General features: G+C 59.3%; 10 protein-coding genes. 2 read left to right on the top strand and 8 right to left on the bottom strand.

Annotated features, from left to right (window positions below; genetic code table 11):
* The first annotated feature begins 102 nt into the window (after positions 1 to 102).
* Both RBB49_RS06100 and RBB49_RS06095 read left to right on the top strand, forming a co-directional pair.
* Complete coding sequence (locus RBB49_RS06100) at positions 103 to 1,164, top strand: saccharopine dehydrogenase family protein (protein ID WP_306141844.1); 1,062 nt, start codon at positions 103 to 105, stop codon at positions 1,162 to 1,164.
* Positions 1,165 to 1,185: 21 nt separating this feature from the next.
* A complete protein-coding gene (locus tag RBB49_RS06095; RefSeq protein ID WP_306141812.1) occupies positions 1,186 to 2,685 on the top strand; it encodes an aldehyde dehydrogenase family protein in 1,500 nt (499 codons plus the stop codon).
* A gap of 56 nt (positions 2,686 to 2,741) precedes the next feature.
* Here the strand turns inward: RBB49_RS06095 and RBB49_RS06090 are convergent, their stop codons facing one another.
* From RBB49_RS06090 to RBB49_RS06055, 8 genes are all read right to left on the bottom strand, one after another.
* A complete protein-coding gene (locus RBB49_RS06090; RefSeq protein ID WP_306141811.1) occupies positions 2,742 to 3,155 on the bottom strand; it encodes a hypothetical protein in 414 nt (137 codons plus the stop codon).
* 82 nt (positions 3,156 to 3,237) lie between these two features.
* Complete coding sequence (locus RBB49_RS06085) at positions 3,238 to 3,723, bottom strand: hypothetical protein (protein WP_306141810.1); 486 nt, start codon at positions 3,721 to 3,723, stop codon at positions 3,238 to 3,240.
* Positions 3,724 to 3,746: 23 nt separating this feature from the next.
* Positions 3,747 to 4,952 carry a hypothetical protein gene (locus tag RBB49_RS06080; RefSeq protein WP_306141809.1) on the bottom strand — a complete coding sequence of 402 codons (1,206 nt, stop codon included), beginning with the start codon at positions 4,950 to 4,952 and terminating at the stop codon, positions 3,747 to 3,749.
* A 157-nt stretch (positions 4,953 to 5,109) separates the two neighbouring features.
* Positions 5,110 to 5,871, bottom strand: a complete 762-nt coding sequence (locus RBB49_RS06075; protein WP_306141808.1) for a TfuA-like protein — start codon at positions 5,869 to 5,871, stop codon at positions 5,110 to 5,112.
* Positions 5,868 to 7,022, bottom strand: coding sequence for a YcaO-like family protein (locus tag RBB49_RS06070; RefSeq protein ID WP_306141807.1), 1,155 nt, complete (start codon positions 7,020 to 7,022; stop codon positions 5,868 to 5,870). Before RBB49_RS06070 ends, RBB49_RS06075 begins: the two co-directional genes overlap by 4 nt.
* A complete protein-coding gene (locus RBB49_RS06065) occupies positions 7,019 to 10,168 on the bottom strand; it encodes an AAA family ATPase (RefSeq protein ID WP_306141805.1) in 3,150 nt (1,049 codons plus the stop codon). Before RBB49_RS06065 ends, RBB49_RS06070 begins: the two co-directional genes overlap by 4 nt.
* A 627-nt stretch (positions 10,169 to 10,795) precedes the next feature.
* A complete protein-coding gene (locus tag RBB49_RS06060) occupies positions 10,796 to 11,725 on the bottom strand; it encodes an alpha/beta fold hydrolase (RefSeq protein ID WP_306141804.1) in 930 nt (309 codons plus the stop codon).
* A gap of 32 nt (positions 11,726 to 11,757) precedes the next feature.
* Complete coding sequence (locus RBB49_RS06055) at positions 11,758 to 12,648, bottom strand: NmrA family NAD(P)-binding protein (protein WP_306141803.1); 891 nt, start codon at positions 12,646 to 12,648, stop codon at positions 11,758 to 11,760.
* Positions 12,649 to 12,660 lie beyond the last annotated feature (12 nt).

Here is a 12,660-nt window from a genome sequence, read left to right as displayed (position 1 = left end):
TGCCGCCAATCTATGAGTTATAGTCATGAATATAACTATTTTTCAGGTGTTATTGTGCAGGTCAAGGGCGGTTATCCTGTGACCTGTCACTCTCGGGGGATATTGCAGATGGACAAGATAGCTGTTCTGGGCCTGGGCAAGGTCGGCGCGCTGGCAGGTGAACTCCTTCACGACAGCGGTTTCGATGTGACCGGCTTCGATACGCACGCCAGTGCCGATCTGCCGTTCGAAACGCGGCATGTCGACGTCAGCAATCTGGATGCGCTTCGTGATGCACTCTCCGGCTCGCATGCCGTTCTTTCCTGCCTGCCCTATTTCCTGAATGTCGGTGTTGCCAGCACGGCGCACGAACTCGGCCTTCATTATTTCGACCTGACCGAAGACGTGCCGACAACCAAGGCGATCATGGAACTTGCCAAGTCCTCGAAAGGGTTGATGGCGCCGCAATGCGGGCTTGCGCCCGGGTTCGTCGGAATTGTCGGGGCAAGTCTGATCGAGGAATTCGAGACATGCCGGTCCTGCCGGATGCGGGTTGGAGCGCTGCCGCAGAATCCGACCGGACTGATGGGCTATTCCTTCAACTGGTCTCCCGAGGGTGTGGTCAACGAATACCTCAACGATTGTGAGGTTCTTGAAGACGGCGAAATCAAATGGGTTTCACCGATGGAGTGGATCGAGAAGATCGTCATCGGCGGTATCGAACTGGAAGCGTTCACCACCTCCGGTGGTCTCGGTACAATGTGCGAGACCTACAAGTCGCGTGTGCCGAACATGGACTACAAGACCATGCGCTATCCGGGACATGTGCAACTGATGAACTTCTTCTTCCACGAACTTCTGATGCGCGACAGGCGCAAGGAAGCAGGCGAGATCCTGGTGAACGCGAAGCCGCCGGTGAGCGATGACATTGTCTATATCCACGTCGCCGCCGAAGGCGAAGAGAACGGACGCACCGGACGCAAGGAGTTCGTCAGAGGTCTGAAACCGTTGGAGATCGCCGGGCGGGAGCGGACCGCCATTGCCTGGACGACGGCGTCTTCGGTCGTCGCCATCATTGAAATGGTCAGAGACGGGACATTGCCTTCTCAAGGCTTCCTCAGACAGGAAGACGTTCCGCTGGATGCCTTCCTGAAAACAAAGAACGGCGCGCGCTACAGCAGCTGACGCCCTATAGGAGAAACAGTCATGGAGCACGCAGAGGTTCTGCGCGCGCTCGGTTTTGCCGAGCGCGACCTTACGGGCGGCAGCCTGACGGTCGTGTCGCCGATCGACGGGGCTACGGTTGCGGCGATTGCCGAAACACCGCCTGCCGAGATGTCGGACGTGATCGCACGGTCAAAAGCGGCCTTCGAAAGCTGGCGGACGCTGCCTGCGCCGCGGCGCGGTGAGCTTGTGCGCCTTCTGGGAGAGGAACTGCGCGCGGCGAAAGAGGATCTCGGCGCGCTCGTTACCATGGAAGCCGGCAAGATCACGTCGGAAGGTCTTGGCGAAGTCCAGGAAATGATCGACATCTGCGATTTTGCCGTCGGATTGTCGCGCCAGCTTTACGGTCTTACCATCGCTTCGGAACGGCCAGGTCACAAGATGTCGGAAACCTGGCATCCCATGGGGCCATGCGGCGTGATCACGGCGTTCAATTTTCCGGTCGCGGTATGGTCATGGAACACTGCGCTCGCCCTTATTTGCGGCAATCCGGTCATCTGGAAACCGTCCGAAAAAACGCCGCTGACCGCGCTCGCCTGCAAGCGCATCTTCGAGAAGGCAATTGCCCGGTTCGGCGATGATGCGCCGGAAGATCTGATGCAGGTGGTTATCGGCGGTTCCGACATCGGCGAGGCGCTGGTGACGTCGAAGGACGTGCCGATCCTGTCCGCAACAGGCTCCACCCGCATGGGCAGTATTGTCGGGCCCAAGGTCGCTGCTCGCTGGGGCCGTCCGATCCTGGAACTTGGCGGCAACAACGCCATGATCGTTGCCCCGTCGGCGGACCTGGAAATGGCCGTCCGCGCGATCGTCTTTTCAGCGGTCGGCACCGCCGGTCAACGTTGTACGTCGCTGCGCCGACTGATTGTGCACACGTCGATCAAGGACGACCTTGTTGCCAGGCTGGTGAAGGCGTATGGCAGTCTGCCGATCGGTGATCCGCGCGCGGAGGGAACGCTCATCGGTCCCCTGATCGACAAGGCCTCGCTCGACGCAATGCAAGGCGCGCTCGACAAGGCGCGCGCGCAAGGCGGTACCGTGCATGGCGGAGCGCCGGTTTCAGGCGGTGTGCCGGGCGGTGCCTATATTGCGCCTGCCTTGGTTGAAATGCCGGCTCAGACAGAGACAGTAAAAACCGAGACGTTCGCTCCGATCCTTTACGTGATGGCGTACGAGCACCTGGAGGACGCGATCGCGCTGCAGAACGATGTTCCGCAGGGGCTGTCATCGTGCATCTTCACGCTCAACATGCGCGAAGCCGAGACGTTCCTGTCGGCAACCGGGTCCGATTGCGGCATCGCCAATGTCAACATCGGACCGTCGGGGGCCGAGATTGGCGGCGCATTCGGCGGCGAGAAGGAAACGGGCGGCGGCCGCGAATCCGGGTCGGATGCCTGGAAAGGCTATATGCGCCGTCAGACCTCAACGGTGAACTACTCAGCCGAGCTGCCGCTGGCGCAAGGCGTGAAGTTCGATTTCTGAGAAACGAAAAGGCCCGCCGGAAGGCGGGCCTATCTTCTCAGCGGCTGCGGAACGCCCTAACAGGGTTGCTCGTAATCGTAGAAGAAGAGAACCCTCAGAAAGCCGCCGTCCACGCCGTGCTTGTCCGGTTCGAGTTTGACCGTCATCTGGAAATCCTGTTCCACCCGGAAAGGCTCGGGCACCGCGACCCGGGCCTCGTAGTGCCCGTCCTTGAAATCAAGCAGGAGGTCGGTTACCGGTGTCACGTTTCCTGCCTTGTTGTCGTTAAGACCGAACGTCTTGATAACGACATGCTTGCTTCCGTCAACTTTCGTTTGCGGAATGTAGACAAATCCGACCCCGACGACATTCATGATGCCGGGCACCAGGGCGGATGCCTTGATTTCGACCGCCTTGATATCGTCGATCACAAATTCGCCGGGCTCGTAGGGCGCGCACTGATCGAGCTTAACGGTTTGGGGTTCTGCCATCTGCTTGTCCTTGATTGGGTTACCCTTGGAGATCGCAGCCGGTTTGCTTTCAACAATCCGGCGGGTCAATTCGCGCCTGTTGTCAGGAATTCAGACGGCCGGACCTGTGCGCCATCTGCATGTTCGCGGCATAGGAATTCGGCGACCGCCGGCCCGGCAGATTCGCTTCAAGTATGAGCGTTTCAAGCAGCCCGTCTTCAATAGAAATTTCTGCCGTGCGAGTCAGCTTGTTCATGCGCCAGAACTTGAGTGGCCGGTCCTTGGGGACATAGTTGCCGGGAAGGTCTTCGCCATCTCCTGAAACAACCATGATTTTCGGTTTGGGCAGGTCATACTGCCTGCCTTCGTAAATGTAGGCCCTGATAAGTGCGATCTGACGGCCGGGTGCGGACAGAAGCTGTATCGAGATGCGGCTCGCCTGGTCTCCGCCCGTATCGATCTTCACATCCGCCGCGATTTCGTTCTTGATCCAGGAAATGTTCATGCCGACCAATATGATTTCGGCGGGATCGTAATAGGGATCCGGCTGGATCGTCGGGAATTGCCCGTTGGAAGTGTCGTCACTCATCTCTAAGTCCCCCTTCAAGTTTTTCAGGTGCGAACGACGATTTCCCGCCATTCCAGGTTTTCCATCAGAATGTCACCGGCGAACGGCGCGCCCATTTCATCGAACTGATCCGCAATTGCTGCGCCTGCGACCGCATAGTTCAGCGTATTCGGGTCCAGGGTGCTCCAGGACCTTGCGATCGCCGAGCCCAGAAGGTCGCGCGCGTTCTCCAGCGTCGATTTCAACAAAAAGGATCGGGCCGCGTAGGCTTCGGCGAAGCGTTTGCCGATCAGTTCTATTTCGTGGTGATCAAGCTCAAAGAGCCGGTCGTGGCTGACTTCCCGTGGAAGGTCGACCAGACCCCGCTCGACCGCGTCGCGGTGATAAAGCTCGACAAGCGTATCGAAAATCGCGCCGGTAAACGGTTTTGACAGATCATGCACCGCGTCGCTGACCGTACTCATCTTGCGGTCATTGCTTGCCGTGCGGATCTGTTTGTCTCCCGCAAGCTCCGCGATCCGGTTGAGTTCGTTCATGGTCAGAAGGTTGGCGTTCGTCGATCTGAGCAGGCGATCCAGAACGCTGTCGAAATGCAGCAGCGAAATCAGGGCGATCAGATCGGAGACGCTTTCGTGATAGCCGAAATACTGCCTGCTTGCCGTGCTTGTCGGCGTGCCCATTTCGGCGAAGATGAGAGCATGGCCGAATTCATGGGCAATCACATCGAAGTTCAGGGCATAGGGGTAGGCGTTTTCCCGGTCGCCGCGCTCGATACCCAACTCGATGTAGCCGTAGCCGGACTGGGCGTTGTGCCAGTTGACCTGCGGAATGATCTCCAGGCGCTCGTAGGTTTGCGCGAAGTGCCAGATGACCTCGTGACCGAGATAGCTTTCCCAGATATCGAGCACGCGTCTGAGCGTGGCAAAGACGTGGGCGCAGACAAATTCGCGGCTGTTCGGATCAAGGTGATCGAAATGGCCGTCCGGCCCGGCCTCTGCCGGGGGGAAACTGTCGCCGACAAAGGGTGGCTGGTAGGGGTATTCGTAAACGGGTTTTTCAAACAGCGGATCGACGACATACATGCGCCGGTCGGCCGGTCCCGCCTTGATCTCGCCGGGCGGTGTGCTGATCCAGACCGTTTCAGGTTTTTCGTAACCGGCGACGTGCGGCACCTGTGGGTAGATGAGGAAGCGCGTTCCCAGACTTCCGGTCTTGGGCGAGACTGACTGCTGGTCCACATAGATACTCAAATCGGCCTCGGGAAGACGGTTGTAAATCCATCCGGTTGGAGTGTTGAAGTCGGGTGCGGAACTCGTATGGTGTTTCTTTTATTTCCTTGGAACGACAGGACTATTTTCGATCTCTCGCCAGCACAGGCTTTTTACTCTAGGTAATTTTTATAGGCTGTCAATGAACGTCAAGCGTGTGTATCGGGAAACCGCTTTCCGCCAGATCGTGGAGGAACGCGTCCGTAAAGACAAATTCACCGGCAGATGACGGGGCAGGCCAGTCGTCATGCTGCTGGCGCGCGCGCAACTCATTGAGCAGGTTCAACGCGTCCTGTTTTTTTTGCGACCGACCCGAACGGCGAATGCCCGCAACGACATCGGCACGGTCCTGCGGCGGGAGACCATCGGCGATCTTCGTGAACGTTCGTTCGGTGTAGTGGAGATCCTGCGCCCGTAGCAGAAGCTCGTGGGCGATCCCGGCGGAGACTGTGCCGCTCCGGCGAGCGCGCTTGATGCCCTGCCTGAGATCGACAAGCGCTTCGGTGAGCGACCCGGCACCAAGTTCCGGCGGTGCGTGAAGGACGGCGACCGCGTCGTCCGGAAGAAGGGGAAAGCGCCGAAGCCACCTGAAGATCAGACCACGGCCATGCATGCCGCAGGTCCAGAGTTCGGCTGCCCTCAACGCTCCCATGCTCGCCGCGCCAAAGACGATCGCACCTCTGGAGATGGCCCAGAGGATTTCCTTGTGCCGGACTGCCGGCACGCCCTGAAAGAACCCGTCGATAAGCGCGATAACGCAGGGGCCGTGCCGCAGCACCGCCGCAACGATGTCGCCCTGTGCTGCTGGAGGGGACAGATGTGCCTGGAGATCTTCGGGAAATTCCGAGGCAATGACGCTCGGCCCGGCAAAAACGATCACGGGAAGTGCGCGGGTTTTCACGGGTCAGTCTCCCCGCGCGCGAGCGTGACAATACGGGCGACATGAAGCGGGATATCGCTATCGGCAAGAAGAGGGACCGCGATTGCCTGAAAGCCTTCCGATTGAATCCTTCTGGCGAGTGCTTCCGGTTCCGCCTCCGGCGGCGTATCGATTTCGGGGGCGGCCCTGCCGGAAATCTTGCGCATTTGCGCGCGTTCGAAATCGACAAGTTCCTGATCGATCCGCTTCGGATAGAACTGCCGCGTGATGTCTTCCCGGCCCCCCGCGATGACGGATGCTCTCGTCTGAACTGCTTCCAGTAGCGCCGCGATCGCGGCCTCGGCATAGGTCATGCGGCAGGCAAAACCATCGGCGTGAAACGGCAGCGTTGTGGCCGTGTTTTGTTCATCCAGCAATCGCGCCCAGATGACAGGCAGGCCGCCGGCGCGCGGACAATCGTAGATCGCGCAGAGCAGGCCGGACCGCTGCAAATGATCGACAAGGCTGTTCAGCTTCTCGTCTGCCAGCGTTTCGACCTTCAGCCTCTGCTTTTCGAAAAAGCCATGAATTCCCATGGCCCGGGCGGTGCCCAGTCTTTCCAGCGTCTCGAACAGACCTTGCATAAGTGCCTCGCACCGGGTCGCACCGCCTCCGAGCCCGGTGGTCGTTCTGACGAAAGGGGAGGCTGCGTGAGGCGAGCCGGGCGTGAAGTCCGTGCTTACAAGAGCAGCGGGAACGCGTGTTGGTGCGCCGTTGACCAGATCGGTTCCGGTCAGGAAGGGAAGGGGGGCGCCGATCCAGTCTTCAGGCAGGTCCGGCAAGAGATGGTGGGCGAGTTTTTCCGCTGCCACCGAACCATAGACGGATCCGGCGGGGATCGTGTCTTCGGCATCTGCGGTTACGTTTTCAGCCGCCGCCGTTTCGAGTGCTTCCACGATGGCCGACACTGCGGCCTCGGCAATAGTGAAACCCTTGCCCTGATTGACAGCATTCGATCTCGCCAGAGGCCGCACGGCCTGCACGACGGGAATGCCGACCCGGTCGAGCCCGGTTATGTCGGCCAGCCGCGTGATGCCGAACGAGCCCAGATGTTTCTGCAAACGGTTCAGAAATGCGTCAGCCCCGTAAAGCCGGCTCATTCCCCGGGCGCGCGAACCTTCCGGCGTTGTCACTTCAACAAGCCTGCGAGCAGGCTGAGAGCACGGTCTCGCTCCAGACCGCTCTCCAGGTCGGCCAGAAGGTCGCCGAGCCGGTCACCCAGTTCCGGCCCCTTGCCATGGTCGGGAAGCAGCACAGCCCGGTCAGTCAAGGTCCGAAGCAGGAGCACGGTCGCGTTCTGCTGGCCGGCGATTTCTTCCGCCCTGGCCAGATCCAATTCGACCTGCTGTTCCTTGAAATCGGACGCACTGCGCAGCCTCGCCCGGCGCCGGTAGAGTTCCGCCAGCCAGAACGCATGTCCGGCGGTCTCGGCGCGTTCGATCGCCGAACTGACCAGGGCGATGCCGTCGGCATGCCGCCCGAGTTGCCCATCGAGTTCTGCCGCCATTTCCAGATAGACCGGAAAGTCCTCTTCCGTGCCGATTTCCTGCTGGATCGACAGGCCTTGCGCCAGAATGTCCCGGCCCCTTGCCGGATCGCCGGCCATGCCGTTTGCCCAGCCGCCGAAAATCAGGCTTTTCGCTTCCAGGGATTTGAGATCATGTTCGGTCGCAGTGTCGCGCATGTTCCGCGCGAACCGCGCAACCTGGTCGATGTCGCCCCTGTAGCGATGCAGCATGATGCCGATATCGAGCGCGTGACAGGTGCTGCCGACATGATCGATGTGCCGGGCCCAGTCTTCCGCCGCATCCATGTGTTGAAGCGCGGTTTCGGTCTGTCCCATGAACCAGGAAGACAAGGCCTTTTCACCAAGCCCGCACACCTTTGCGTCATGGCCGCCATAGCGGGTCCGGTGGTCGAGCGCCTCGTCTTCGCTGTACAGCTCGAGACCCTTTGAAATCGCGTGAATGCAGTCGGCATGCTGACCCGTATTGAATGCGGTTGCCCATCGGCAGTGAAGGGCCTGCAGCTCGACTTCCTTGTTGTTGGAACCGGCAAGGTCGGCAAGCAGCACTTCTGCGCGTTCGCGTTGCGCCTGGAAATTCGGGGCTGTAAACCACCAGCCCCAATAGAGCGGGAAGCCGCTGGATCTGTCGGTGTCCGGGTTATCGTGCAAAAGCTCCACACCGCGCTGGTAGAGCTTGGAGGCTTCAGGCGAACCGGCGCCGTCCAGCATTGCCACCACCGGGCCCAGCAGCTTCACGATCTCAAGTTCGTGCGCGCCGGCCGCCGGCTTGTCCTTCAGCCTGGCCGTAAGTTCACCGGCACGCGTCAGAAGCGTGCGCGCTTCCTGAAGGGCCGATTGCGAAGACGCTGTCCGGGCGGCGTCGATGTAGTGACCGATCGCCTCGGTGCGCAATTGCGCCTGCTCGGCGTGCGCTGCGAGTTCCGCACTGGTGAACGTCTCGCCGAGTTCGGTATCCTCGGTGACGATCCTGTATAGCGCAGAGTGAAGCGAGCGTTTGTTCGACCGCAGCAAGCCCGCGTAGGCGGCCTGTTGCACCAGCACGTGCCGGAAGCGGTAGGAGGTTTCGAGTTCGCTTGCCTGCTGCTCGATGAAGCCGCCGGCGACCAGCTCGTTCAGACTTTCCTCGGCACCGGCCGGTTTGCCGGTTGTCGACAGCAGTGCAACGAGCGTCAGAACGTTGAAACTGCGACCGATCACGCTGGCGGCCTGGGCCACGAATTTCGATGGACCGAGAGCGGCAAGACGGGCGGCCAGCAGGTCCTGCAGGCTGGCGGTTTCATCGGATTCGAACAGTTTCTCCCACATGCCTTCGTCCAGCGCGTCATCCGCGTTCCGGTCCAGGACAAAACGGGTCAGTTCCTCGGCAAAGAGCGGAACACCGTCGCATCGGGCAACAATGGCATCGATGAGTTTTTCCGGCAGATGTGTCGCGCCGGCGAGATTCTCGATCAGCGCAACGATACTCTCGGAGCCGAGGCGGGTCAGGCCCAGTGCACAGAAGTTCCCGGCAGCCACCCAGTCTTCAGCGGGCGCATTTCTCGACGTGACGATGACAAAGACGGGCGCGTTTCTTACCCGCTCCACCAGTTGCGTGACGACCTCGAGCGTCTGGCTGTCTGCCCAGTGCAGATCCTCGATTTTCATCACGCATGGTTTTGCACTCGCGATTGCCATGACCGCATCGACAAGGGTTGCAACGGCGGAATGCGCGTCGTCCGAGACGTCTGCTTCCTTGTCCTGCAGGCCTGGTGAGAACGGCGCAATCAGAAATGCCAGCTCTTCAAAGAACGCGTCGGGATGCTCGCCCGGAAGCGACAGGGCGTTTCTGATCGCATCGGCCGTGGGCGCGTCGAAATCGAACGCGGCGTCGTACCTTTGAAGAACCGTGCGAAGGCTCCGGACGATCGGGTAGTAAGGTGTTTCCTGGCTCGTCGGTTCGCATTGAAAGTCGAGGACGTGGGCCTGATCCTCACGGCCGCCTTCAACGACCTGGTGGCAAAGTCTCGACTTGCCGATGCCCGGCTCGCCGTGGATGAAGAGAAACTGGCCGTTTCCGTCCAGCGCCTGCTGCCATTGCGCCTTTGCCCCGGCTAGCTCCGTTTGCCGTGCCACGAACGGCTGTTCGTTGTTGCGCAATGTTTCGAAGCGGTCGACCGTCTTGCGGCGGCCAAGCGGTTGCCAGAGGGCGTGCGGTTCGTTGAAGCCTTTGAGTTCATGAGCGCCGAGGCTTTCGTAGTGAAACAGCCTGCGTGTCGCCTTGTAGGTCGCGTTCGAGACGGCGACGGTGCCGACATTCGCCTGTCCCTGGATCCTGGCGGCCAGCGTCGGTGCAATGCCGATGATCTCGTCGCGGGTTGCCAGCGCGCCGCTGCCGGCCTGACCGGCAACCGCCGAACCGGTGGCAATCCCGACCCTGATCCTGACCGGAACGTCAAAGTCTTCCGCGGCCCTGGCGCATTCGTTGAGGATCGCCAGGCCGGCCAGAACGGCCTGAAGCGGGGCGTCCTCGCTGGCCACCGGATATCCGAAATAGGCCGATCCGCCGTCGCCCATCAAGAGGTCGAGATGACCGCCATTGGCGGCAATGGCGCGGTGCGCCGCCTGGTGGACCGCCTGCTGGATTTCCCGGAAATCCTCGACATCCATGGTGTTGACCATGGTTGTCGAGCCGACCATGTCGTAAAACAGCGCCGTGATCTGGCGGCGTTCACCTTTCTCGATATCGAGGTCTATCGACATGTTCCGTGTCATTCCCAACTTCGAGCGGAGCCACCGTTGCGGTGCGGTTCTGCCTGTATTTTCAATACTTCACACATCAACGCGGGTTGAGCCAAGCCCAATCCCGGTCGCAAAGTAAAAATAGATGCCCTAACGGACAGTTTAGCAGACAGAAGCCAAACCAAAACATAACACTTTGTTAGATATGCGATTATCGCTGATTTGAGCCCGGTTCCGCTGCGGCGCGTACAAGATTTCGAGCGGACTGCCGGCCTGTGCGGCGAGAGACCTTTGAAAAAATGTCAGATTGGAAGTTTGCGCGCAGTTGGCCGGCGACGGTTTCTCAGCCCACATGCAGTGAAAAGAAGGCTTATGGAAAGCAACACGTTATTGAAGAAAACACCGGGTGTGTTCCGGTGGGTCCATCATCAGCGGTCAAACCATGCAGCTAATCTGGCTTAAGTCCGATGTCAGCACGGACTGCCATTGAACCGATCGGTGACGAACGACCGCAAAGCGCTCCCGTTTTGGTCGTTTGATGCTTCAACGCCTAATACCAAAAGCAGACCTTCAAAACGGTGAAGGCAAATGACCGAGATGCGGACAAAGCCGCCCTTGGCTCTAAACAGATCAAGGGCGGCTTTGGATAAAAACATGAGACTATCTGATGTCACGTTCCGCAAGGAATGACCGGATTTCCGTGGCAATCTCAGCACCGTTTTCTTCCAGCGGCCAATGGCCAGTATCGTAGAGTACGATCTTGGCGTCTTCCGCGTCCCTGGCATAGGCTTCAGCGCCAGCCTCCGTGAAGAAGGCGTCGTTCCTACCCCATGTAACAAGAACCGGCGGCTGGTGCTCGCGAAGATATTCCTGCCAGGCCGGGTAGGCTTCGATGCTGCTTTTGTAATCCTCGAAGAGGTTTAGGTGCATTTCGTGCTGACCCGGACGCTGCATCCGCTCGATATCCAAGAGCCAGTTGTCCGGATTAATGGCATCTGGATTGCGTGTGCCGTGGATATACTGCCACTGCAAAGCCGATGCGGAGAACGCGTTTGCGATGATATTCTGTTCCAGCTCGGGAGTGCGGTTCTGCCAGAGTGCTTCCAACATGCCGGACGCGTCCGCAGACACGCCTTCAACGTAAGCATTGCCGTTCTGAACCAAGAGTGCAGTGACGCGCTCAGGGTGCTCAGTTGCAATTCGGAAGCCCACTGGTGCGCCATAATCATGCAGAACCAGTGCATATTCCGTCAGGCCGCGCTGCTCCAGGAATGTGTCAACGACATCGGCAAGATTGTCGAAGGTGTAGTCGAACTCTTCCGGGGCCGGGAAGTCGCTTGCACCAAATCCGGGGTAGTCAGGCGCAATCACATAATAGTCTTCCGACAGATCTTCGATGAGGTTTCTGTACTGGTGTGATGAACTCGGAAAACCATGAAACATCACGATTGTCGGGTTAGACCTGTCACCGGCTTCACGGAAGAAGATTTTCAGATCGTCTATGGTCTCGTATCCATACCGGGTTTCGGCAGAAGCAATACCGGGTATGAGCAATGATAAAAACAGGGCGGCTATCGTTAAAAGTCTCATTGTTATTCTCCATGTCGATATATCTGGGGGCTTTAGGCGGAAAGAATTGCTTTGTGCTCGGCCGACCAATCCTCAAGAGAGGTCTGGGTCAGACCAAAACGCTGCTCGATGTCGCTTGCATCAGTGACAAAGCCGGGTTGGAAGGGCGCGGCATCCGCTTGGATCGCGCCGTACATGCCGCCAACAATTCCAGCCACACGCTCACCGGCCCCTTTGGCAAGATAGGCCTGGAACTCAGGCGCGGGCATCGTCTCAAAGGTCAGGGACTTGCCAAGCGCCTCGCCGAGAATCCGGGCGAGGTCATTGCCATCGAGCCCCGCTGGACCGCCCAAAGGCAAAACTGCGTTTGGAAGCTCGCCCTGCAGCGCCTTGTCGGCAACGCGGCCAAAGTCCTTCGCTGCCACCCACTGCATTTTGAAATCAACTGGTGTTGGGTAGGCCAGCTTCCCGTCGTTGAGCCCTGCAAGGGTCCAGGGCCCAAATAGGTTTTCCATATAGGTGATCGGCGTCAGGCCGAGGAAGGAAAACTCGTTAGCGCGCAGTTGCCGCAAGATGACAGCGCCAGCATCCGTCTCTGATGTTTCATCCATGATAGGGCCGCCGGTGTTCCAGACGACGCGGGTGATACCGGCTTCCTTGGCGGCATTCAGTGAGTTCAAACCGTAGGTGATGCCGAGCTCTTCGGAGTCTCTGAAGAGCGGGACAAGCAGGAAGATGGCGTCACAGCCCTGGCTCGCCTTCACAAGGCTATCCTGATTGCTCATCTCACCGATGACAGTTTCTGCGCCTTGTGCTGCCCAATCGGCGGCGTTTTCTTCAGTCCGGCACAGTACGCGGACGGTGTGACCGGCGTTGATCAGCTCTTTTGTGCCGGCATTCATCTGAGCGCCATTTGCGCCGTAAACTAGGATTGTCTGTTTCATGGGAGGAACCTC

The organism is Roseibium sp. MMSF_3412 (genome assembly GCF_030733265.1).
Taxonomy (GTDB): Bacteria; Pseudomonadota; Alphaproteobacteria; order Rhizobiales; family Stappiaceae; genus Roseibium.
The sequence above is the reverse complement of the archived record's forward strand: the minus strand, read 5'-3'. Positions and strand labels throughout refer to the sequence as shown.